The organism is Microcoleus sp. PH2017_08_TRC_O_A (assembly GCF_020738665.1).
Taxonomy (GTDB): domain Bacteria; phylum Cyanobacteriota; class Cyanobacteriia; order Cyanobacteriales; family Microcoleaceae; genus Microcoleus.
Window position 1 is genome coordinate 20,394 of sequence record NZ_JAEQCE010000027.1, and the last position, 24,396, is coordinate 44,789.

General features: G+C 43.1%; 16 protein-coding genes. 7 read left to right on the top strand and 9 right to left on the bottom strand.

All coding sequences use genetic code 11. From position 1 onward, the window contains the following. Window positions 1-4: 4 nt before the first annotated feature. Together JGK22_RS11605 and JGK22_RS11610 are read right to left on the bottom strand one after the other, a co-directional pair. Window positions 5-628: a precorrin-8X methylmutase gene (locus tag JGK22_RS11605; protein WP_293186971.1), complete on the bottom strand. Its 624-nt coding sequence runs from the start codon at window positions 626-628 to the stop codon at window positions 5-7. Between the two features lie 892 nt (window positions 629-1,520). Further along, on the bottom strand, window positions 1,521-2,324 hold the full coding sequence (locus JGK22_RS11610) for a TPM domain-containing protein (RefSeq protein ID WP_293186972.1): 804 nt from the start codon (window positions 2,322-2,324) through the stop codon (window positions 1,521-1,523). Window positions 2,325-2,983: 659 nt separating this feature from the next. Here JGK22_RS11610 and JGK22_RS11615 point away from each other — a divergent pair. Together JGK22_RS11615 and JGK22_RS11620 are read left to right on the top strand one after the other, a co-directional pair. Beyond that, window positions 2,984-12,004 (top strand): DUF4114 domain-containing protein, encoded by a 9,021-nt coding sequence (locus JGK22_RS11615; protein ID WP_293312913.1) that lies wholly within the window; start codon window positions 2,984-2,986, stop codon window positions 12,002-12,004. A gap of 4 nt (window positions 12,005-12,008) precedes the next feature. Next, window positions 12,009-12,263: a cytoplasmic protein gene (locus tag JGK22_RS11620; protein WP_293186102.1), complete on the top strand. Its 255-nt coding sequence runs from the start codon at window positions 12,009-12,011 to the stop codon at window positions 12,261-12,263. 739 nt (window positions 12,264-13,002) lie between these two features. On the opposite strand, the gene JGK22_RS11625 is transcribed toward JGK22_RS11620, so the two are convergent. Further along, window positions 13,003-13,500 carry a transposase gene (locus tag JGK22_RS11625; RefSeq protein WP_325315439.1) on the bottom strand — a complete coding sequence of 166 codons (498 nt, stop codon included), beginning with the start codon at window positions 13,498-13,500 and terminating at the stop codon, window positions 13,003-13,005. Between the two features lie 39 nt (window positions 13,501-13,539). Further along, on the bottom strand, window positions 13,540-13,842 hold the full coding sequence (locus JGK22_RS11630; RefSeq protein WP_293208430.1) for a transposase: 303 nt from the start codon (window positions 13,840-13,842) through the stop codon (window positions 13,540-13,542). A gap of 86 nt (window positions 13,843-13,928) precedes the next feature. On the opposite strand from JGK22_RS11630, the gene JGK22_RS11635 reads away from it, so the two are divergent. Further along, window positions 13,929-14,207, top strand: coding sequence for a hypothetical protein (locus JGK22_RS11635; protein ID WP_293208433.1), 279 nt, complete (start codon window positions 13,929-13,931; stop codon window positions 14,205-14,207). A 35-nt stretch (window positions 14,208-14,242) separates the two neighbouring features. On the opposite strand, the gene JGK22_RS11640 is transcribed toward JGK22_RS11635, so the two are convergent. Then, window positions 14,243-15,205, bottom strand: a complete 963-nt coding sequence (locus tag JGK22_RS11640) for a pentapeptide repeat-containing protein (protein WP_293208436.1) — start codon at window positions 15,203-15,205, stop codon at window positions 14,243-14,245. Window positions 15,206-15,448: 243 nt separating this feature from the next. Between JGK22_RS11640 and JGK22_RS11645 the strand changes: the two genes are divergently transcribed. Together JGK22_RS11645 and JGK22_RS11650 are read left to right on the top strand one after the other, a co-directional pair. Next, the gene (locus JGK22_RS11645) at window positions 15,449-16,330 is read left to right on the top strand and encodes a hypothetical protein (protein WP_293208439.1); all 882 of its coding nucleotides are present in this window, start codon (window positions 15,449-15,451) and stop codon (window positions 16,328-16,330) included. 78 nt (window positions 16,331-16,408) lie between these two features. Next, entirely contained in the window at window positions 16,409-17,773 is a 1,365-nt protein-coding gene (locus tag JGK22_RS11650) for a DNA/RNA non-specific endonuclease (protein ID WP_293208442.1), read from the top strand. A 105-nt stretch (window positions 17,774-17,878) separates the two neighbouring features. On the opposite strand, the gene JGK22_RS11655 is transcribed toward JGK22_RS11650, so the two are convergent. Continuing rightward, a complete protein-coding gene (locus JGK22_RS11655) occupies window positions 17,879-18,838 on the bottom strand; it encodes a pentapeptide repeat-containing protein (RefSeq protein ID WP_293312915.1) in 960 nt (319 codons plus the stop codon). A 958-nt stretch (window positions 18,839-19,796) separates the two neighbouring features. On the opposite strand from JGK22_RS11655, the gene JGK22_RS11660 reads away from it, so the two are divergent. After that, window positions 19,797-21,437: a DNA/RNA non-specific endonuclease gene (locus JGK22_RS11660; protein WP_293193953.1), complete on the top strand. Its 1,641-nt coding sequence runs from the start codon at window positions 19,797-19,799 to the stop codon at window positions 21,435-21,437. Window positions 21,438-21,579: 142 nt separating this feature from the next. On the opposite strand, the gene JGK22_RS11665 is transcribed toward JGK22_RS11660, so the two are convergent. Next, the gene (locus JGK22_RS11665; RefSeq protein WP_293219461.1) at window positions 21,580-22,053 is read right to left on the bottom strand and encodes a pentapeptide repeat-containing protein; all 474 of its coding nucleotides are present in this window, start codon (window positions 22,051-22,053) and stop codon (window positions 21,580-21,582) included. On the opposite strand from JGK22_RS11665, the gene JGK22_RS11670 reads away from it, so the two are divergent. Beyond that, entirely contained in the window at window positions 22,046-22,873 is an 828-nt protein-coding gene (locus JGK22_RS11670) for a hypothetical protein (protein WP_293186107.1), read from the top strand. The genes JGK22_RS11665 and JGK22_RS11670 overlap by 8 nt on opposite strands. 120 nt (window positions 22,874-22,993) lie before the next feature. Here the strand turns inward: JGK22_RS11670 and JGK22_RS11675 are convergent, their stop codons facing one another. Then, a complete protein-coding gene (locus tag JGK22_RS11675) occupies window positions 22,994-23,506 on the bottom strand; it encodes a pentapeptide repeat-containing protein (RefSeq protein ID WP_293219463.1) in 513 nt (170 codons plus the stop codon). Window positions 23,507-23,560: 54 nt separating this feature from the next. Then, window positions 23,561-23,953: a pentapeptide repeat-containing protein gene (locus JGK22_RS11680; protein WP_293219465.1), complete on the bottom strand. Its 393-nt coding sequence runs from the start codon at window positions 23,951-23,953 to the stop codon at window positions 23,561-23,563. Window positions 23,954-24,396 lie beyond the last annotated feature (443 nt).

Here is a 24,396-nt window from a genome sequence, read left to right on the forward strand (position 1 = left end):
CCGATCAACTGTTCCCCTCTTGGCCATAGGCCTGCCAAGCCAAATCCACCAAACCGTTAACAATCGCCACAGCAACCACCGCCGAACCCTTGCGCCCCTCAATCCGAATATGAGGAACCATCGAATCGTGCAGCCTTGACTTAGCCACGTCAACCCCGACAAACCCCGAAGGCGTTCCAATCACCAAAGCCGGTCGAATTTCCTCAGCCTCAATCAAATCCACCAGCGCCGACAAAGAAGTTTGAGCCTGGCCAACCACAAAAATCCCCTCAGGATAGCGTCTAGCCAAAGTTTCAATCCCCCAAGCAGCCCGCGTCCGTTCCTTTTGAGGGCGCGTCAAAGCATCCATCGAACAGTAAACCGGATTCGCAAAGGTACTTTGGATCAGCGGCGTAATGCCCACCTGTACCATCGGCACATCTACTACGATCGTAGTTCGTGCAGCCAAAGCAGCCGCCCCAGCTTGCAAAGCCTGATCGGAAAAACTAATTAAAGACTTGTACTCAAAATCAGCAGTCGCATATATCACACGGCGGACTATTTCGTACTCCGCCGCAGAAAAACCGTGGTCGCCAATTTCATTATCGATTAATCCCAGACTCTGGGCATCGCTTACGTGCCATTCCATTTGTTGGATAGCTGTCGCCTGTGTGTTGTCAGGTATCAGCTTACCAGCTTTTAGTCATAACAGAAGGAAGAAGGAAGAAGGAAGAAGGAAGAAGGAAGAGGGGAGAAGGAAGAAGGAAGAAGGAAGAAGCAGTCTAATCAAGGGTTTCAGAAATTACGCAGGGTGTCTAGAAACCGGGTTTTTTCACAGCAATACTTCGTTACAGCCGACAAAAAAGCTAAAAAACCCGGTTTCTTTGGACTTGCGCGCGAGGCAGAGAAACCGGGTTTTTCACGAGTTAACTTGGTTGCGGTCGCCAGATTCCTTGACATACTCCCCGACCGTCGCGGACGGGGATTCTAATTCATGGTTCACAGAAGTCGGCTTGCTATATCAGGCTTCCCTTTGATAGTAGAGGCAGTCTTCTCCCCATGCTTTCCCTCGAACGAGGCAGATTCCTAATGCCCTTAGGTACTGTTAGATTAAATTAATCATGGCTTTTGTTTCTTTGGGTACTTAACTTATTTCCCCTAGCTATGTTTTTCTTGGCTTTCGCTACCCAATATTTGGCAGATATCAACTCTGCTTTCTGGTTCAAGGAGTCTTAACAAGCCACCACCATGGGATTTCCAACCAATATAATTATACCAAAAGCCGATACTCAAAGCACGGGGCTTTAGACCCCATTTTTTGGTAAAAGCTGAAAGTCTTATAGAGCAGGACTTTCACCCTCGGGGTTCAAGGCATGGGTTCCGATCGCCCAAGCGATCGCTAATTGTCCATTTAGTAGGGTTTCATTGATTGGATGCGGTTTTTATTTTTCGAGAGTGATGAAAGAGCGCCAAGAGTCACACTAATGACTGATGACTGATGACTGATGACTAATGACTAATAACTAATGACTCATCAAAAACTAACTTTCTTCTGAAGGAGACTTGCCCAATACTGGAGTCAAGAATGCTACCAAAGCCCCGATCGCAAAACCGGCAACATTTCGGGCCAAAGGCAACCAATCAGAAGTCCGAGTTACCACCGGCCCAATTCCGAAGGCCAAAAACAGAATCCCCCACAGCGGCGAAAAAATCAGCGCCCACTGCCAAGACACACCGTCTCCCGGTTTCCGAGGCTGAGCCGCAAACCCGCAGATCACGCCGCCCAGCACCGACGTAATTAAAGTCAGCACCCACTGTTCCCTCGGCAAACCTGGAACTACGCGACAACCGCCCTGACGCAAACAGCCTTCTATCGACTCCAAAGATTCAATGATCGATCGATCTTCGCCATTGTCCCGCACAAAAAACTGATTGCCGTAGCGGGTTTGCAGTTCCACCCAAAAAGTCCGCGGCAGCAGTGGATACAGCGCATCGCCCACATTAAAATTTAGTAAATTGCCACCGCGCGGGTCAGCAACTAGCAATACACTTTTATTGTCTAAGCCCCAATAACTTTTCACAGCCAAACCGGGCGTGCGATCGTACTGAGTCAGCACTCGCAGCTTCCAACCGGTTTCGGCTTCAAAGGCGTTTAAATTTTTTGCCAAACCCTCTTCTTCAATATCCGTAAGGGCTTTAGCTAAATCAATAATCGGCGTCTGAGTCTTCGGCAACAAATCGGGATTGTTGAAAGCATGGGCCGCAGGTGCGATCGTCCACACCGACAAAGCCAGAAAAAAGGCGACAGCAGAGGCTAGAAATTTGCGGGGGAAAAGCTGTGACATAGGAAATTCTAATCCGGGTCTTAATTGTGAATGTTAGCTGGCGGTCTTAACCAGAGGATAAGAGAAAACTCATATTTCTTTACAATTATTTACTTTACAGGAAGCCGAGAGCAAGGGGAAGGGTTCGGGGAAGGAAAGTTTGCGATCGGGGAAAGGGCTGACAATTAACTGTAGAGGGCGCGATCGCGATCCAGGGCAAACCGTCGTTAAACAAGAGCTCGATTTTCTGACGGGTGAGTATCGATCCCAGATATCGTACCCGCAATCAAAAACCTGTAGGGGCGGGTTCACCAAAAGCTTTAAGGGGTGCAGACAGGTTAAATAAACCCGCCCCCACCCACAAAAAAGCCCCTTATTGATATTGGTGCAACATCTGGGATTAATAATACTTCAAGCCGATAGTAATAGAGAGAGACCGGATGTGCGATCGGTTATTTAAGTATTTTCCTGCCTGAAAAAAGTTACCTTCATAAAGATTTAGCATAACTTTAAAAACTATCAGTAAATATACGGCAAATATAACAGACTAGCAACATCAAAAAAACTCTGAACTTCTGTATTTTTCCGAATATCTTTATAATCGAGTCTACCCGATAATGATGAGTAACCGCTGAATAATGATTTAAAAGAAATTAACCATTTTTCAAGGAGTGTCCAGAGTGCCTTTAACCGACCCGATTAGAGAACCTTTAACAGAAGTGGAATCCTTAATTCCCGGACTAGCCCCAACTTTTGCCCCACAACTGCCGGGAATTCAGACTAACAAAACCTTATTATATCAAACTCCCGGATCTTCATCAAACTCTGAACAACCTAACTTAATAGAAACCGCAAAGCCGCCACAATCCGAATTCATTCGAGCCGAAACCGATGCTTTTATTACTAACAAAGCCTCCGATATTAACAGCATACCTTCTGCTAAAACCAGTGCCACCAAAACTAACAGCTACTCCAGGGATTCAACCACTTCTGAAATTGACCTTCTAATTGGCAAACTCGACTCGGACTTAGGAGATCCCCTGACAAACCCGAATCCAACTGCCTCAAATAGCGAGCCTTTTGACTCTAATAAACCCGTTCCTCACCCACCTGCAATCAGCTCGTTAGTCAGTAACTCAGAAATTAATAAAACCACACCTGCTACAACCACTGCAAGTGATAAATTACCTGAAAATAAAACACAATTACTCCCAACCGGAGTTGCCAACTCAGAAAAAGAAAATAACAAAACATTACCCGTTATAACTACATCCACAAACTTAGAAAAAGCTTCGGAAAAAACACCATTACCCGCAACCCCTGAAACGAGTTCAAAACCCGAAGATAACAAAACATCTTTATCGTCAGGGGCTACACTCAAAAGTGATTCAGAACCCAATAAAACATCACCTGCAACTGTATCAACGGTTGACAACTTAGAGCCGAACAAAACATCACCTGCAACTGTATCAACCGATCGCTCTGAGCCGAAAAAAACATCACCTGCAACTGCATCAACCATAATACCAGATCGCAGTACAACTTCATCAGAAAAATCCGAGAAAATTGCAGTAACAAATTCAACCGAAACTGTTGCGGCTAGTCCAAATATTCCCTCAACTGATAAAACCTCTACAGACAAACAGTCCCCAGTTGCCACAACTGACGACAAGATAGACTCAGACAAGCAATCTCAAAACTCCACAATTGTGGAGAAAGCCAACTCAGGCGAACAATCTCGTACTGCCGAAGTTTCTGACAAAATAGACTCCGATAAAAAAGCTCCAATTGCCCAGACTTCAGAAACAAAAAACTCAGACAAACAGCTTCCTATTACCGAAGCTGCCGCCAAAATAGACTCAGATAAAAAATCCCCAAAAGTCGATGCAATACCGACCGAAAAACCCATTTCAGATTCTCAACAGTCACCGACAACACAGCCCCCAACAGCCCCATTAATCCCAGCCACATCTAACCCAGTTTTACCTAACACTAATATCAGTGCAGAAGTCAAATCAACCGATTTACAAAAGCCAGTACAAACCGCCACTCAATCTTTAACTGACAAACAGAATGATACAGGAAAAGTTGACCCATTAAAAATCGAACCTGCTGCAATACCAAAAACAGCAGCCAGTGAAAATGTAACGGTGACGACAGCAACAGCAGCAGTTAACACCCCAGAAAAAACTCCGAACAATACTGACTCAGTTTCGGAAATTAAACAGCCAGTTAAAACAGAATCTATTGTCAGTCAATCAGCAGATGCTGAATTAATCAAAACCGACAAAGATGCAACTTCCAGCATCTCTCAACCTCCCGCAGAAACAGAGTCAGTTATCGCTCCAATTGCGGAAAAGTCTCCTGCAAAAATAGACTTACTCAGTTCTAACGTTGGCGAACAATCACCCAAACAAAGCAACTCCAACGTTTCTACCGTACCCGAACAATTGCCAATAAAAATTGAGTCAATTATTCCCACAAAAAACGATTCGGCTACGGTAGAAAATGAGAGCGTTTTTCCTGAAATAACATCAGAAATTGAAAGCGAATTGCCAACAAAAACCGATTCGGTATCGACAGCAGAATTCACTGCTGATACAATCGAACGGAACATTACTGTTTCCTTCACAGCAGCGGAATTAGAAACTGAGAAAAGCCCAGCACTCTTCTCAACTCCATCAGAGACAGCAGCAGTTACGACACAGATAGCAGAAGTCGAAACAAGCGCTTCACCCTCAACTCTTAAATCCCCACCTAAACTCACTTCAAACAATTATAATAGCAATTCAAATCCCACAGAAACTGTCGCTGTTTTACCAGCGTATTCCGATCCTGAAATTGCGCCCAAATCCGCAGAGATGACAAGCGGTTGGCTACTGTCAGCAACCGAAGAATCTGCTCAACTTTCAGACAATATTGCAGACACTCAACCCAATTCAACACAGCGTACTGGCGACTTCCAAAGCAATACCAATCCCTCAACAAATCTCTCAATAACAGCAGCAGCCAATTCACCCAGTGGCACTTTCCTTGTAGATAACCAAGGACAAGTCAAATTTGACTATGTATTTGACGGCGGCTACTTTACTGGCGAAATCGGCATTTTTAGTCTTTCAGGAATGGAAGCATTTACACCTGGTACTCCAGAATTCATCGCCGAAGCTGCTAGGAGAGTCCTAACTAATTCCACATTAGGAAACATTGTAATCCGCGACAGTACAGAAGGAGCCAAATTCACCGGTTCGATGCCGGGAGAATACGACTTCGGTTCAGGAGAATATCAGGGTATCAAAACTTTCAACATGACCCCTGGAGACACTTTTGCCGTCATGTTCGTACCCAGCGGTACAGTACAATCATCCCTCCAATACTCCTGGCTGTGGGATTTGTTTCCCGAAAACCGTCCCTTATTCAGTATCGCCACAGCCAATCCCAACGATACCGGTCATCTGCTACAAATAGCCGACATTACGGGCAGCGGTAACACCTTTGCCCTCGAAGATATGTCATCCGCTAACTCAGACAGAGATTACAATGACCTAATCTTTAAAATTAGTGGCGCAACCGGAAACGCACCGCTGCTAGATACAGTCATCAACCCTGACAAAGAATGGCGAAATACTCCCCTAGGACAACAATTGCTCGCCGAAGCCAATCCCCCGAATTCTGACAACAATCCGCCCGTTGTTTCACCGACAAGCACTCGGACTTATACAGAATTAGAGACAACTATTTCATTAGACAATCTTGCCACAGATGCAGAGGGCGACCCTCTGACAATTAGCGTCCTCAATCCAGTAAACGGCACAGTAATTTTCAATCCCTTAACGAACAAAGCATCCTTTAAACCAGCAACCGGCTTCTCTGGAATTGCCAGCTTTGATTTCCTTGCCAGCGACGCTTTTGGGAGTTCAACGCCCGCGCGGGTGACAGTCAACGTCAGCGATGTTCCCCTGCTAAATCTAGATTTTGTGAAGCGAAATCCCCGACTTAATGCAGGAGAAAATACGGAATTGATTGTACTCGGAGACTTTGCCGACCAAAAAGGTGTAGTGCTCCCAGATTCTTATCTAACTTACACTTCATTCAATCCAGAAGTAGCACCAATTGATCCAACGGGGAAAGTGACAGGTTTGGTCAACGGTACTTCAGTTTTGAGCGCAAGTCGCAACAACCTGCAAGCAGTAACAGCAGTGCGAGTAGGAAAATTGCCAGCCCCAACCAACGATGCAGAATTCAATGGAGCACTAGCCGAGATTAACGGTTTGAATGTCTATCCCAAAGCAGTCACAATGACAGCCGGAATGGGACGCTCGCTTTTAGTAGGAATTGAAAATATCATCAAATCCCCCGATCTGAAATTCGGCTCTACAGGAACTCGCTATTTCCCCGGAAACTCCAACCTATTACAAGTGAATTCAGACGGCGTTATTACCGCTATAAAAGAAGGAGTTACTAACGTCACTGTCATTCACGGAGCCGCCGAACAAGTCGTGCCAGTAAGAGTCTCCCTTCCCGCCATCGCCGGAACAATTTTAGGAGTAAATGGCGGTGCAGTTACTGGCAGTGACGGTTCAATTGTGATGGTGCCGCCCGGTGCTCTTGCCGAAAATACAGCTATTAGCTTGACATCTCTAACCAGCAATGATCTATCGCTACAACTTCCCGACGGTTTGCAGTTCGCCGGAGGCTTCAATTTAGACTTGGGCGACAACTCCTTGAAAATTCCCGCTCAATTAGCAATTCCTGCCCCTGCCGGCTTATCTCCTGGTACCGAAATTTTATTCCTGCGAAAAGGTTCGCTGCCGGATGCTAACAATATTTATTCCCCAATTTGGCTGATTCAAGAATCCGGTGTAGTCGATGCCAGCGGTACTATTCGCACTAATTCTCCACCATTTACCGGTATTTTGGAGACTGCCGAAATAGCGATGATAGCAATGCCGGACCTGGAGTTACAGAAGTTGGCATTGGAAAAGTTGCTCACCACCTCCAATATAAATGGTTCCCTTCTCTCAACAAATGTCGGTCTCCCAAATGGTTCCCTTCTCTCAACAAATGTCGGTCTCCAAAACAGCTTTTTAGCAGCCAATGCCGGTTTAATCGGTATAGCCGCCGTCACCACAGCTCAATTCGCCGCTACAATTTTACTGCTGGCTTACTTGGCTAAATACCTGAAATCTGGATTGAAAATTATTGCCATTCCTGAAGTCGGTTTACCTGTAGTCACTCCGGCGGGTGTTGAACTCGATCCAGAAGGGATTCCCCGCGTCACAGCCACTCTAAACATACCCACACTATTCCCAGCAGACCCCTTCGCACCTCCAGTGCTTCAATCCGCTGAATATAAGTTGGAAAATGGCGAACCAACCGTCGTCCTGACAGGCAGCAACTTCCTGAATAACTCCAATGATTTAGGCGGTGAATTTAAAGACTTAACAGTCAGCTTCCGCGTCGGCGACAAAACTTATCCAGGCACATTGATACCGGATAAAAACACCGATTTGGGAGAAAATAGCTACAAAATTGCTGTCAAAATTCCGATTACCGTACCCCTCGGCGAATCCAGCATTGTAGTGTCGAGAAAGCAGAAAAAGCGCTTCGGACCGGGTACTGGAGATTACGAGACTGTCGAACTAGAAAGTGAAGAAAATATCCGCCTCGCTCCTACCTGCGTTGAATTGGCGCTGGTAACAGAACGTACGGGCGACAAAATCAACGTTATTAACCTCAAAGACGCTTTATCAACTGTTGAAACCCAGAACAGCAATAAATTAGCGGTTGCTTTTAACATTCCTGTGGGTAATCCCAATATCCCATCAGACCGACCGGAGTCGATCGCGGCTACTAACAATGCTACCCGCGCCTACGTGACTCTGCGGGACACCGGTCGGGTGTCTGTGGTGGATTTGATGGCGCTGCGAGAGATAGATACTACCCCAGAAACGGCAACTGTGGATGCGATTGGCTTGCCCTCTGGAGCCAGACCACAAGCTATTGCGATCGACCCCAAAGACAATTACGCTTACATTGCCGACCAAAATCGCCCCAACATCTACGTCCTCGACATCAACCCGAATTCAGCAACCTATCATACTGTTATCCAGACAATTAACGTCACATCACCCCTGGGACTGAGCCAGTTGGCTATCAGCAGCGACGGGCGCCGACTGTTCGCTACTGGTTCCGACAATAACGAACAAACACCTAACCGCCGCATTTACGCTGTCAACATTGACCCCGCCGACAAACCGAGCGCTCAGGGCTCTAACGAGCGGAAGTGGCACCAGCAGATTAAAGTAATTCCCACCCTATCGGAGACAGAGGGCATAGCTGCTACTTCCGACCCCAAGAAAATGGTGTTCACCAACGGATTTGCTAGTGTCCGCACCATAAGTAATGGGGAGGAGATAAAGCTTCAGGATGACGGCAAGGGCTTCGGAGTGCTCGAAATTACGTCTGAAGACCCCCTCAATTTTAGTGCTAAAGTCAACTACGCTCCTTTGTCGCTGGGCGTGGCCACTGACTATTTTGATGTCAACGAGGCAGTGGCTGTAACAGTAACGCAAGACGGGAAATATGCGTTTGTTGCCGGCCGCAACTCTAGGGCAAAGATAAATACGCGCGAGGGTGGAAATATAGGCATTATCGCAAACCCACTGGACCCCAATCCTCAATTGGTGGCTGCGACTCGACCGATTCCGGGCAGCTTAACTAACAACCTAGCGCTTTCGAGTGACGGCAAATATTTGATTGCTTCCTATCCCACCTTCGGTTTGGGAGGAAGTTCCTACGTTTTCGATGTTGAGCAAATGATTAAGGCTATAGAGAATCCGGGTAATTACAAGCTTGACGCCCGCGACAGGGGTGTGGATACTTGGGGTTTCCAGGCAAGCAATCAGCGAAATGCGACAACTGCCGACCTCGTCCGCGTGCCTATTGACGATATCAACCCTCTTGTCAGTATTGCGGCCGACTACGAAATTATCGAAGGAAATTGGATTAATAACTTTGGTTTTGGTATCCCGGATGGTACGAAACGCGCTCCCATTGGTATCGGTGGAAATCCTAAAGGTTTGGCAATAGCGAATGCTAAAAACTGGTTGGAATTAAAAGGACCGATCGGGGATAGCAAGAATGATAGCAATCCTTTAACTCCTACTTTTCAGTGGGATTTGAAGGGTGAGAATGAACCCTGCGGTCTTCCTGGTTTTAAGCCTGATACTGATGTCGATAAGGTCAATCTTTATGTAAGCGTTTTTCCGCAAGGGAAGGGCTTGTTGCCGGGCGATCGGTGGGATGGGTTAAATTCGCAGGACGACAAAGATTACAATCCGAATCGGGTTCTGACTGCTCAATGGGAAAACGGTACGTGGACTTGGGATGGGAAAACTAAGGCTGGTTCTTCAGAGGAGTTTACTCTTTCTAGCGATCGAATGTTGACGGCGGGTCAGGAATATCATTGGGCTGTGGAAGCTACGACGAATAAAGGGGCAAAAAAAGTTGTTACCAATAAGTTTAAGACTTTACTGCCGACTCCCATTTCTGGTAGCAATACTTTCAGCAGCGTTACGGTGTTAACGCGAGGCTTAGAACCTCAACCTAATTTGATAGACCGCCAATTCGAGCAGATGGCTTCTCACCTGACTAAAGAAAATGGTTTGGTCATGCGTTACGATCGGGCTACTAACAAATGGGGGTGGCTGAATTTTGATGGCTCCACAACCTTCTCCCCTCCAAGTCATAAATTTGGCGCACCACTGACACTAATCCCTGGATGGGAACAGCCACCAGAAGCAACCGCATTCAACTCTGGCTTTACTGAGGCAGCCGCAGATGCCTTTTTTGCTTCACTGGTAGCTTTAAATCAAGGTTTGGAAAACACCCTTTTCAATTCACCTATGCACTTTATTGGGTTTGGTCAGGGTGCAACGATCAACAATGAAATTGTCCAGCGTTTGGGAAGTTATTTTCCCCTCGCTGGTGGTATTAGCCTTGTAAACCGCGACCTTCAGATGACAACGATCGATCCTCATGATTTCGACCAAGATTACTTGGTAGGCTCCTTAAAAAGCTTCCGCGATCCATCCGTGCGAATCTGGGAAAATGTTACCTATGCCGATAACTATTATCAAAACGTCCCCGCTCTGGATACACAGGAAATCAATACCCCTGCTGGTCGGCGAATTGCGGAGGCGGATTGGAACGTACACCTTGGTGGTTCTGATGGCTTGAGCCGGATTGGATTTACTGAAAATAGCACGGATGGAAGGCCTCACCAAGCTCTAACTTGGTATGCAGGAACAGCTAACCTTAGCGGAAGTCAACTCCCCTCAAGGAATGGAGAGAGGATTTACCGTCGCCTTGGAGATCTGGAATTAGATAGTTCAGGCAATCCAACCAAACCTACGTGGTACACACCAGATCATACGAATGCTAATTTTACTCACGGTGAACAACGAGCTCCTTGGGAAGGTATCGGTACTGGCTGGTTTTACTCGGTACTGGGCGGTGGCTCTCAATTACGCCCCTATGATGCTAACGTAAGTAACCGTGTGCCCGTAACTGAGGACAACACCTACACAGACGAAACTATAGGTAACAAGATGCGAGGTGACTATGCAGTTCCCACCCTTTTCAATGGTAATTTTGACGCCAGCAAACGTTTTACATATCAGAGCGTTCCAGGCTGGTCTTTTTACAACTCTTTAAGTGTATCCGACAATCCTAATGTGTCGCAAAGACATCTGCATGAACGGGATGAGATTGATACCTTTTTAACTGAAGAGCAAAGAAAATTAAACTACGGTTTAGCCGGACAAAACAATACCTTGAAGATGGGAGGTACTGATGGACCTAAAGAAATAATTCATAATCTCTTTCTTGTCCCCGATCAAAACAGCTTACACGATAGTTTGAAGTTCGACCTGCACGTACCCCAAGACCAACTCGGTGCGGGAAGAAAAATTACGGTTTCTATGCAAGCAAACGTAGCTGGTTACGAACAGTTTACGTCAATAGGAACTATCGATTTAGAGCGAGGAGTATATGAAAAAAATAGCTCTCCGGAGGAGCTCGACAGCAATATTCGCAAGATCGGTTATGGTACTGAAGGCTTGGAAACTTTCTACCTAAATGTCCCGCAAGAACTGCGCGGTAAGGTAGCTTTACTCAAGTTTGAAATCAATGACGGCACTGTTTACCTTGACGATATTTCTTTTGGCAAGAAGTGGGAATCTTCTATGACTCTCGCTGAGGCTGAAGAATATACAAAAAATAGCTACAGCAGACGCGTGCTCTATCATGGAACTAACCCAGTTCGTGCTGCTAGTATTGCGAATGGTGGTGTAAATCCTGCTAGGCTCGCAAGCGGTTTCCTCGGAGAAGGTTTGTATGTGACAAATCAGGAGGAGAGGGCTAAGGATTTTAGCATTGATGAGAATGGCAATCTAAGGAAAGGTCCGATATTAAAAACCGTGCTGAACATAAAAAACCCCAGAGTCTATCCGGGTTTAGAGGAATTTTTCGAGGAGGCAAAAATTTACGGTAATACAATTGGTAAACAAGGATCAGAGGCGATAGATAAATATACAGAGTATCTCAGATCTCAGGGGTATGATGCGATCGTGACTACCCCAGAATTCATGCAATATTATTTAGTTTTCGACCGCAAACAAGTAGTTGTTGTTAAGGAGTAATCAAATGGCTGAATATAAACGATGCCTTGACTGCCGTCACTTGTTAGATGGCATTGTAGACGAGATTCCAACTTGTCGCGCCTTCCCTAAAGGAATACCACTAATTTTTGTCGTCGGAGGTGGAGAACATATAAAACCTTTACCCGACCAAGGCAATACAATTGTTTATGAGCCAATAGAACACACAAAACCTTTACCCGACCAAGACAATACAATTGTTTATGAACCAGCCGAAAAACCTTTTTGGCAGACGGAGTGACAACCGAGTCAAAAGCCCCATCGGTAGCGGATTTGGTAGATCCTGCTTACTTTAACAGAGGATACTCATTGTTTGGACCGGGACTTTATTTATCAAATGATATAAGGGTAGCCGAAATCTACAGCACCGATGATGCCGTATTAGATATAACGTTAAATGTAAAAACTCCCCAAATATATTCACATGATTTTGCCTACAAGTCCAGCTTATAAAACTACCGTTTAACTAATGGTTTACAGTTGTCAGACCAAGAGTTAATTAATCAATATGCAGAATATTTAAAATCTCAAGGTTACGATGCTATTCAAATAGGAAATCCTCTAGTTCCTTGGAGAAAAAGCATCCTAGTTTTTGACCCAAAACAGGTAGTAGTTGTTCGTCCTTAATACTCCAATGAATAAAAATCAAATGAGCGAATATAGAGGGTGTCGTGGTTGTCGGCATTATTTAGGCGACCTAAATTGCAGTGCCTTTCCTGAAGGAATACCTCTGATAATAGTATCAGGGGAAATTCAACATACTAAAGTTCTACCCAAGCAGAAGAATACAATTGTTTATGAGGCAATTAAAAAAAGTACAACAGACAAAATGGAAGAGTAAAACTAAAATTTGCTGGGCAGAGCCAGACGCTAAAAACGTAAAATAATGATACGAGCTGTAAAAGTTTAGATTAATTTATAGATCGTATTGTTGTTAAGGAGTAATCAAATGGGTTCTATAGAACCCATTTGAGATCTTTTTACGCGGTGGCTAGTCTTTTAAGCATCAGTCTGATAAAGCAAAGCTTGAGTTTGGCATTTGAACGAGCGAGTGTGCGATCGAAGTTTTTGACTAAGCTTTTGCATCTTTCCACCCAAGCGTTTGAACGTTCAATTACCCATCTAGCCGCCACAGGCACAAACCCAGATTGCCCTTTAGCCTCCTTTTCGGCTTTCGATGGTTTGGCTGAGAGTTCAAATTGAATCTTGGTCATAATCTGGGGATAAATCTCCTCCAATGCTTGAGTAAGTTTATCGGGGTGGTACCCGTTGTCTAACAAAATGGTAGTTTTGGGAAGTTCCGCAGGTTTAGATTTGAAGTAATCGATGTTTTTTCCAAGCATTTCAATCAGCCCTCGATCATCAGATAAGTTAGCTTTGGTACAGTGGGTAAAGAATGGAAAGCCAAGTATATCGACGGCTAGATGTCTTTTGATGCCATTTGTGCATTTGTAAAAACAAAACCCTTTCGACTCAATACTAGCATAGAAGCGTGTTTTTCACCGCTTGAGAGTCAATCATAATAAGGGTTGTCCACTGCGGTTTTTTTTGACTTGTTGGCGCACCTGACTGTGTAACTCCGTCATGATCTGATCGAGTACACCGCCCTCACACCAATTTTGGTAATGCCAGAAGACAGTAGAATATGGTGGTAGATCTTTGGGCAAGTCAGACCAATTACAACCGTTCTTGAGTTGATAAAATATCCCATTGAGGATTTGCCGTTTTGTCCACACCGGAGGTCTGGTTTTCTTCTTCTGTGGGAGTAATGGCTCGATAATTTCCCACTCTTGGTCGTTTACATCGCTGGAATAACCCATTTTCATCCCTGACCTGTTTGAGTTGATCTATATCTTGTTGATTTTACTCGATCGCCCAAAAGATCTCAAATGGGTTCTATACATTTTTGACACCTAATAAAACCGAACCATTTGCTAATTGGCCTCTTACTGGGCAGCCCATACCTCACCCCTTTAATGAAATTCAAGCTGAGCTAGGACTAACTGCGACTCTGCCGGATATCCAAAATGCAGTTGAATGGCGTAATCCTGCTACTTGGCAGCTCACAATTAAGCAGCTTGAAAAGCTGATTGATGGCAGAGGAGGTAGAAAGATAAACTTTTTGTCTAGTCTTCCTGATAACATTCGGACTTATCTCAAAGATCAGTTATATCCAATTATCTAAATTCTCTCAACCATCCTTCAAATCAGACGAAAAACTCATCTCTGATTTGAAGGATATATGTTAGGACCAACGATAACTTCTCCATTTGGTAAAATTGTATTGCGAAACCGGCCAGTTTGAGAGAAAAAGATTTTAGCACTAAGTAGATTAGCGTCTGTGAAATTGACACCATTCATATCCAATGTCAATAAATTAGCACCCTTTAAGTTGGCATAGCTTAAATCCGCAGAATCTAGACAAGAATTTTTAAGATTAGCACCGCTCAAATCAGTACCCCTAAAGTTAACATTCGTCAAGCAGGACTCTTGCAAATTGGCACCGCTTAAGTTAGCATTAGCCAAGTGGGCATTCGGCATAATGATGTTATGCAAATCGACGCCTCTAAGATCGGCCCGATACAAGACTATGCCTTCAAACCTTCTTTCTCCAGCAGCGTAGCGCCGGAGCAATTCTTGAGTTTCAATGACTCTAACTGGATCGCTTTTATAGCTACCATTTGGTATAATAGTATGACAAAACAACGCCGATTCTGTATTAATATTTTGCCATTTAGCAGCGCAAAAATTTGTTCCAGTTAGGTTCGTCTTGACCAGGTTAACATTGTTTAAATTAGCATTCTCTAAGTTAGCACCGCTCAGCTCAGCATACCATAAATTAGCATTAGCCAGATTAGCGTTACTTACATTAGCCCCCACTAAGCAAGTGCTGCTCAAATTAGCATTTTCTAGATTAGCGTTACTCAAATTAGCACCGCTCAGGTCGCACCCCTGCCAAATACTTGAGTGCAAATCAGAGCCACTTAAATCGATATCAATCAGGTATTCACGTTGCTCGACAATTCCTTCTAAATTCATCCCGGAAAAGTCTCTCCATCCATCTTTGTACAAATCGACTACCTCCCAACCTTGCATCTCCGGCCAATGCTCGTTGAGAGAAGGAAGCATAATATATTCGTCGGCTTCTTCTTCTTCCCATTCGAGATATTCTTCGTTATTCATAACTTTTTTTGAAGATATTTACATATTATATTAATAATAGCAGATCGTGAGCCAGACAATATTACAATCGGAATCGTACTTAATGGAGTCGCTAAACACATTTATAAAGAGGGCGGTGCCGTTCAGAAATATAACTCTGCAACTGGCAAGTTAATCCGCACTCAAGGAGCTGTTTTCAATTCACCGCTACATTTTGTCGGTTTCGGGCAGGGGGCTGTTGTTAATAGTGAAATTGTCCAGCGTTTGGGTACGTTTTTACCTGATGCTGGCGGTACGAGTCCGGCAAATCGCGATTTGCAGGTGACGACTGTTGACCCTTACAATTACAAGTCTATTTCTTTAGAAGGAACTTACCGTAACATTCTCGACCCGGAAATCAGAGTATGGAATAATGTCACCTATGCTGACAATTACTACCAAACTAATGGTATTGGGAATACTCTTAACGGGCGGGTACTTTCTGGAACGAATTGGAAGTCAGATTGGAATGTTTCGCTTAACAATCTGGCTGGTTTTACGCCGGATAACAGGGCCGGTGCTTCCCATCGGGCGGCAGGGGCTTGGTATGCGGGAACGGCTAATCTCAATGAAAGTCGGTTGCCATCAGAAAATGGCGATCGAATTTACCGCCGCTTGGGAGATTTGTCAGCAAATAATATCACCGATGTGACTAAGACTTGGTATACCCCCGACCATACCAATTCTAATTTTACTGGCGGTAATGGCGATACTAACGCACCTTGGGAAGGAATCGGTACGGGTTGGTTTCATTCGGTTTTAGGGGGAGGTTCTCAACTGCGTCCCTACGATTTTGGGGGCAAGAAAGGTAAAAATGAGTTAGGTAATTTTGAGAATTACCTGAACAATAATCGGGCTGCTGTTTACGAGGATAATACCTACACAGATATCACTAAGTCCTTCGGAACTCGGATGCGGGGGGACTATGCGGTTCCGACTTTGTTTAACGGGAATTTTGATGCGATTGCTTTTAGAAAGTCGGATCATACTATCCCAGGTTGGTCTTTATTTAATGGTTCATCTGAGGATGTTTTACAATCCCACTTAGTCGATTGGTACACTATCGGAGAAGAAGTTGCAAAGAATAGGGCAATACCAGGCTTATAAAACTTAAAAGACTTAATAAGTAGCGGTTACTTAGATGCCATAAGCTACGATGTAGATCGACCTAATTTTGCCCTGAGAATGGGAGATGGTGGGACAAAACAAATCGTACACAACTATTTTGTGATGCCAGAATGGGGAGATTTGCGATTTAATCTCCACGCACCGTTTGGGAAAGGAAAGCTTAAAGTCTTGTTGGAAACTAAACTAAATACCGACCCGCAAGGGCGACCAATAATTGGCAGTGGTACTCATCTTCTCAAAGAGATAGATCTGGCAGCAACAACAGGAGATGAACTAAAGACATACGCAAGCGATATTGACAAAATTGGTTTTGGCAGAGGAGGGTTTGAAACATTTCATGTTGGAAGCAATCAGCTAGATAAGTTTCGAGGTCAGAGCGTTAAATTGAGGTTTGAAGTTGAGGGAAACACCAGAGTTTATTTAGATGATGTTTTCTTTAAGAGTAATCACCTTAAATTTGGCAATCCATCTGAAGCTAGGTACAGTCCTGAAGAACCACAAAATAACCTCTATCGCGAAAACTTGCTACTGGAGAAGCCTCAGTACGCAGTATCTTACAATCGCACAACTAAAACCCCCAACTGGGTAAGTTGGCAGGTAAATAAATCATGGATTGGTGGAAAACGCCAAGCTGATGAGTTCATCGCCGATCCTACATTACCTAATGGCTGGCCTCAAATTAGTGGTAGCAGTTATGAAAATAATAACGGGGCCAGTCTTGGCTTTAACAAAGGACATATAATTCCTTCAGGAGATCGGACAAGACATCCCAAAGACAACCTAGCCACTTTTTTGGGAACCAACTTAATCCCGCAAAACGCTGACAATAATCTGTTTTTTAGCAGTCCTAATAATCCCGCAGAAGCCTCTGCGTGGTACAATATAGAACAGTTAGTAACAGGTATGGCTGAAAATAGTAAGCAAGTTTACGTTGTTGCGGGTAGCTATGGCACAAATTGGGAACCACAGAAAAAGAGTAATGCTCTCCCCAACGATTCTAGGTATCAAGGGTTTACCAATTCTGAGGCTTTTCAACAACAAGGAATTAACATTCCTACCTGGACATGGAAAACAAATCTGGTTTTAGAGCATCCTAGTCAAGGGATACCAGATGTTAATCACGACACCAAAATTTACACGTTTCTTACACCTAACAGAGCCGAACCATCAGCCCTAGACTGGGATAATGCTGGGGAGCAAGGAATAGTCCACCCATTTTATGAAATTGGAGAGCAGCTGCAATTAAATCGAGTTTTATCTCCAATCAAAAATGTGACTGAATGGCGATCTCCGAACACTTGGTTAGTTAGTATCGAAGAACTTGAAAACTTACTTAAAGGTAAAAATGTTAACCTGTTTTCAAATATTCCTGGAGATATTCGAGATGTTCTCAAGCGAAATATAAACTTGCCACTTTCATGATTTATAGAAATCAAATTCATGGCAAGTAGACATCTCCAATAATCAGTGTGGAACAGGCAGGATGCCTGTTCGACCCAGGCTTTTTTGTAGATGTCTAATAGAACCCTACCTTTTCCAATTAGAAGCATATTCACTAGGACCAATAACAACTTCTCCGTTGGGCAAGGTAGTGTTACGAAAAAATGCAGATTCCACGAACAGAAGCTCAGCCCCACTCAGGTTGGCTTCTGTAAAATCTACACCATACATTTCTGCATATAAGTTGGCATCTTTCAAATTGGTGTAGCTTAAATTTGCTCCTCTCAAGTTAGCAATGCACAGATTAACACCGCTCAAATTTGCCCCCCTAAAATTAACTCTCGTCAAGCAGGACTCTTTCAAATTGGCACCGCTTAAGTTAGCATCAGCTAAGTGAGCATTAGGCATAATTATGTTATGTAAATCGACACCTCTAAGGTCAGCCCGATATAAAACTATGCCCTCAAACCTTCTTTCTCCAGCAGCGTAGCGCCGAAGCAATTCCTGAGTTTCCATGACTCTAACTGGATCGCTTTTATGGCTACCATCTGGCATAATAGTATGACAAAATAACGCAGCGTCAGTGTTAATATTCTCCCATTTAGCAGCGCTAAAATTTGTGCCAATTAAGTTGGTATTAGACAGGTTTGCATTGTTTAAGTTAGCATTTTCCAAATTAGCATCGCTCAGGTCAGCATTCCATAAATTAACATTAGCCAGATTTGCATTGCTAAGATTTGCCCCTACTAAACAAACGCTACTCAAGTGAGCATTTTCAAGATTCGCGTTACTCAAATTAGCACCGCTCAGATCGCACCCCTTCAAAATACTTGAGTGTAAATCAGAGCCACTTAGGTCGATCTCAATTAGGTATTCATGCTCGATGAGAGTTCCTTCTAAATTGATCGAGGAATAGTCTCTCCATCCATCTTTATATAAATCGACCACCTCCCCACCAGCCATCTCTGGGTGATGGTTGTTGAGAGATAGAAGCGGAATAACTTCTTCGGCTTCTTCTTCCCATTCGAGATATTCTTTGTTATTCATAATCTTTTTAAAAGATATTTACGTAAGGATTCAGGTAACTGAATTCCTTGCTGGGCAAAGACTTTATATCTGGAGCTTGATGCTAAATAAATCTCTATTATCAAGCTTATGACGAAAAACTGTCATTTCTCGTCATAAGCTTGACAATCAACAGAGAAAGACAAAACCCATTGTTTTGCCCTCTAACCCTTACCAGGCAAGCGTTAAAGCTGCAAGTTTTTAGACCTAAATCCTTACTTTAACATCTCTAAGCCTAGCTCCCGGCCAGTATATTCCACTTAAGATAATATTACTTAGGTCAGCACCGCATAAGACATCAGGATGGTCTGTATTAGCCTCAATCCTCAATCCGGCAAAATTGCGCTCTCCAGTTTGATAGCGTTCTAGTAGTTCATCTGGTGTAATCATCATAATATTTCTATTTTAGTTCTTACTTTCGGAAAATTAGCCCAATAATTTAGGTATTGATATCGTAGAAATTACGGCCTTGCAATACTTTATACTATATCCTCCTGAACAAGTAGTAGTGATTGAATCGTAAAAAAAATGATTGAGTACAAAGGATGTAACTACTGCCGATATTTTCGACCAGAGGGAACCTGTCCAGCCTTTGAGCCTGGCTTAATTCCCATAGAAATTGTTTCCGGTCAGATCAAACATACTAAGCCTTTACCAAATCAGAGAAACACAATTGTTTATGTGCCTACAAAAAAATCCATAATCTACAGGTATAGAACAGGAAATCATCAATTATAACTGAAAAAATACCCAAAGATCTGTGATTTGGTACACTCCTGACCACACTAATGCTAGTTTTACTCAGGGAGATATTAAAGCTCCTTGGGAAGGAATTGGTACGGGTTGGTTCCATTCTGTTTTAGGTGGAGGTTCTCAATTACGACCTTATTTTGATGGTGGGAAGAAGACTAAAAGTGAGTTGAGTAACTTTGAGAATTATTTGAAGAATAATCGGGTTTCGGTGTTAGAAGATAATACTTACTCGGCTAGGATGCGGGGTGATTATGCGGTTCCTACTTTGTTTAATGGGAATTTTGATGCTGTAGCGGCTCAACTAGATTCGCAACCCATTCCTGGTTGGTCTTTGTACAATGGCGATAATAAGTCTGTGTTGCAAAGCTCCTTGGTGAATCGGAACAGCATTACTACTTTATCTAACCCTGTAGTAGGGTCTAATTCGGGTTCAATCAATTATGCTCTAAAATTAGGTACAGGCGACAGCATCACGCACAATCCCTTTGTCGTACCGGATTGGGGAAATTTACGATTTGATGTTTTTGCTCCCACTCAAAGCGGAACACTAAATGTCAAGCTTGAAACGATAGATGGACAAAGTAAAAATGTAATCATCAATCTGGCACAAGATGCAAACTTTCAAATTGATGCAGCCAACAACAATAACACCGAGTCTATTAAGAACATCTATTCAGACATTGAAAATAAGATTGGGTTTGGCAGAAAAGGATTTGAAACCTTCCAACTTAAGTTAAACCTCACTGATTTAGAAATAGCAGATTTCCGAGGAAAGTCAGCGAAAATAACTTTTTCTTTAGACGGCGGTGACTCCGTTTACATAGATAATGTTTTCTTCAAGAGCGAGCATCTCAAATTTGGTAATCCCACTCAAGCTAGATGGAATCCTAGCAACAGTACATATAAAAACAACTTGCTGCTTGAAAAACCACAGTACGCGGTTTCTTACAATGCTGATACTAAAATTGCCAACTGGGTTGGTTGGAAAGTAGACAAAACATGGGTGACAAGACCAAAAACACAGCCGGGAGAGTTACCCAATGGGTTAATAAAAAGACCTGAGTTTATAGCCGATCCCGATTTATTCGCTAGTGGCTTGTCTACCTATGATGGAAATATCTTTACGGGCTTAGGAATGGATCGAGGTCATTTGTCTCCTGACAGAGATAGAAGAAGACATCCCAAAGACCAATTAGCAACGTACTTAACAACCAATTTGATTGCCCAGTCAATGGATAATAATCGTTTCTTTGGAGACAGCGATAATCCAGATGAGACTTCTGCTTGGTTCAATATTGAAGATAAAGTGGTAGATGAAAGAGCCAATCAGGGGCAAGAGCTCTACATTTTTGCTGGGGCTATCGGCAACAATCCAAATACTCAAAAGAAAACGAATGTTCCTGAGTTGCTTGATGACCTTTTCAATGGAGAGTTGATCAATCAGGGAAATACAAGCCCTAGCAATTTGTCAAACCGACAAATTCACATCCCTAGATGGACGTGGAAAACAATCATGGCTGTGGAACAACCAGGAGTTGATGTTACTTCGTCAAACATAGAAGCTTTCGCATATATGACGCCTAACATAGCAGAACCAAATTGGAATAATGTATCCTTAGATGGGATTGCTAATCCGCTTAACAATGATATGTTTTCTCCCTTTTTGGACAGCGTTCGCAGTAACATAAAGAAAACGGATTGGAGGAACCCAGATACTTGGCGAGTTACTCTTCCAGAACTCACAAAGATTCTTAACGAACGTAACAAAGTTCGTAACTATGACTTTAAGTTTGATTTCCTGTCAAATCTGCCAGAAGATATTCAGTAAGCTCTGAAGAATCAAGGGAGATATTCTCCTCCTTCTTAACATTTTACTTCTGGGCTAAACGGAACTTGGCATTACAGGAGGAAGTTCCGTTTAGCCCAGAAGTAATCATACTCTCATAACTTTTTAGGATATTATTATAATCTCATACTTCCCTGTTAGTATTGCTACAGGAAGAGCGATACAGATTGGAAGTGAAACCAGAAATAAAAACTCCGTCATGGCGAATAACGTCCCAGTAGTTACAAGGGTCTTCGCCAAAGCCCCCAAGCTTCGCACCTTGTAAATTGACTCTAGTAAAATTAACCGAGCTTATGTCGCATCTACTACTGTTAAATTCTCTCAAGTCACAGTCAAAAAACCTACTGTATTGCAAATGACTTGAGGTGATTCTAGCTTCTGTAAAGTTACAGTACCAAAATTGAGCCGAACCCAACTCGCACCTATGCAAATTGAGTCGGCTCAAATTGACATAGTTAAATTGAGCACCACTCAGGTTAATATTTTGCAGTTCAACTCCGCTCAAGTCAGCATACTCTAAAATGATGTTTCTAAAATCTCGATCGCCAGCCACATATCGTCTGAGTAATTCTTCTACAGCAATACTTTCTTTGTCCATAACTCGACTCCTGCATCTATTTACACAATCAACAATAGCATCGTCACTTTACAATTCGGGTTTTGCTGAGGCAGCCGCAGATGTTTTATTTGCCTCAATGGTACAACTCGATTTGGAGAAGGGCGGTTCTATCGGAAAGGAGGGTAAACTTTATGATAGTACGGGCAAGTTAATCCGCAATCAAGGATCTGTTTTCAACTCGCCGCTACATTTTGTTGGTTTCCGCAATAACACAGGTAGCTTAGACCCAGACATTTCGCCTGCATGGTCTGCAATAGAATCAGGATTAGTTGACCAGCTAATTTTTGATTACAACAAAAAACTTGATATTACTGCTGGTGTTTTTGATACTAAAGAACAGAATTGGTCGGTTCAGCCAAAAACTAGAGCACCTGAAGCACTTACGGAAGCACAAAATCAGGGAAATACAAATCCCACAAATTTAGAAGCTAACGGAATTCGGATTCCTGGATGGACATGGAAAACAATCTTGGTTTCCAACAAATCAAATCTTGGGGTACAAGATATTCTTGGCAGTTACACGTACATTACGCCCAACATACCAGAACCTTACACGAACTGGATCGGGCAACCAGCAGTCCCGAATCCACTTAATCAACTGTTAGGTGAAAGCCGCGATCCCATAACAAGTGCTGAACAATGGCGAAGACCAAATACATGGAAGATTTCTATTAATCAGCTTGAAAGTCTTCTGAATACTCAGGGTTCTGACAAGGTTTTTAACTTTTTGTCAAATCTTCCTGAAGATGTTCGGAATCGAATTAAACAACAAAGCGATTTCCAGTTTCCACCTCCCTAAGTCCAACTCGCTTGGGATTTACGCAGAACTATTTTGAAAAATGTTCAAAAAATGACTGTTCCCTCAATGCTCTGCGTAAGTCCTATTTTATTCAACCGATATATTCACATGGCAACTTCTTCAAAATCTATCATTCCTAATCTTTTGCGGGCGTTCTATCCAACGTTCACTAGAATTGATTGGTCCGGGGATAAATTCTCCACTTACCCAAGTGGTGTTACAGAAATACATATCTTCTTCGACACCAAAAAAATTTTGAATACCCTCAAGATTACTTCCTGTAAAATCAGGAGCATACATATCAAGCAATCCCAAATATGCACCTCTAAGATCGCAGTAAATTATTTGAGGATCGCGCCATTCGCAGTTACTTAAATTGGTATTCCTCATGTCACTAAAAACAATACGTTTAATGCCACCAAAATTACAATCAGTCAATTTAGCTCCGACCAAATTTACGTGGCTGAAGCGAGTTTGCCACAAAAAATTAACGCCAGATAAACTAACATTACTGAGATCGACTTCATGCAAAATTATATCCTGAAACTCTCTTTCACCTTCATCATAAAGTCTGAGAAATTCCTGAACATCTGTCAGTCTGTGAGGATCGGTTTGTACCTGACCATTAGGCATAATAGTTTGACAAAAAATAGTATCTTTTGTCGTTTTAATATCAGTAATATTAGCTCATGTTAGATTAGCCCCAATGAGAGCAGTACCGCTTAAATCAGCACCATTCAAATCCGCATTAGTTAGGTCAGCATTAGTTAGGTCAGCATTAGTTAAGTTAGCGTTTCTGAGATTAGCTCCTCTCAAGTTCGCATTGAGCATGAAAGCCGATACTAAAGAAACTTTTTCCATATTGGCATCACTCATATTGGCATTGATTAGGCGAGTCCGCCCCATCTCAAAGTCTACCCATCTCAAATCGGCCTGGCTGAGATTGATATCAATGAAACAAGGCCACTGAAGACGAGCGGATTTTAAATCAATCCCTGTAAAGTTTCGCTCTCCGGCTCTATACCGTTGAATCATATCAGCTCCAGCGATGCGTCCCTTGGCAATTTCTTGAAGACTCATAATTATTGTCTAAATTAGTTTAGATCTTGTATTATATAGCAATTTTAAATTATTTCCCAAATGACACGCGAGAAAGATGATTGTACTACAAGGATTATACTCTCGATAAATTTGCCACTGATTTAGGACTGCTATATCTATTTGCCTTATCAATAATAGCAACTTTACTGGTGTATTTCATGGCAGTTGTTAATAGCAAAATTATCCATATCGGGGGACTTTGTTTCCTAAGAGAGGCGGGATTTTTAACACAAATCCCGATCGGCAAATGATATCAAATCCGGTGGCATCGGAATTAATATTACCCAAAGTCAGGACACGGCGCAGTGCCGTTTCCCTACAATTAATCGGGCGATAGTTACATCTGGTACGATCGCGATAGATTATTTTGCGGTAGGGAAATGGCTTTTGGAGTGTCCTCCGTTCCTTAACAGTCAACAGTC

Excerpts from the sequence above, each read along its gene's own strand:
- JGK22_RS11605 (WP_293186971.1), bottom strand. The coding sequence starts at position 628 with ATGGAATGGCACGTAAGCGATGCCCAGAGTCTGGGATTAATCGATAAT.
- JGK22_RS11610 (WP_293186972.1), bottom strand. The coding sequence starts at position 2,324 with ATGTCACAGCTTTTCCCCCGCAAATTTCTAGCCTCTGCTGTCGCCTTT.
- JGK22_RS11620 (WP_293186102.1), top strand. The coding sequence starts at position 12,009 with ATGGCTGAATATAAACGATGCCTTGACTGCCGTCACTTGTTAGATGGC.
- JGK22_RS11630 (WP_293208430.1), bottom strand. The coding sequence starts at position 13,842 with ATGGGTTATTCCAGCGATGTAAACGACCAAGAGTGGGAAATTATCGAG.
- JGK22_RS11640 (WP_293208436.1), bottom strand. The coding sequence starts at position 15,205 with ATGAATAACGAAGAATATCTCGAATGGGAAGAAGAAGAAGCCGACGAA.
- JGK22_RS11650 (WP_293208442.1), top strand. The coding sequence starts at position 16,409 with ATGGGAGATGGTGGGACAAAACAAATCGTACACAACTATTTTGTGATG.
- JGK22_RS11655 (WP_293312915.1), bottom strand. The coding sequence starts at position 18,838 with ATGAATAACAAAGAATATCTCGAATGGGAAGAAGAAGCCGAAGAAGTT.
- JGK22_RS11665 (WP_293219461.1), bottom strand. The coding sequence starts at position 22,053 with ATGGACAAAGAAAGTATTGCTGTAGAAGAATTACTCAGACGATATGTG.
- JGK22_RS11675 (WP_293219463.1), bottom strand. The coding sequence starts at position 23,506 with ATGCCTAATGGTCAGGTACAAACCGATCCTCACAGACTGACAGATGTT.
- JGK22_RS11680 (WP_293219465.1), bottom strand. The coding sequence starts at position 23,953 with ATGAGTCTTCAAGAAATTGCCAAGGGACGCATCGCTGGAGCTGATATG.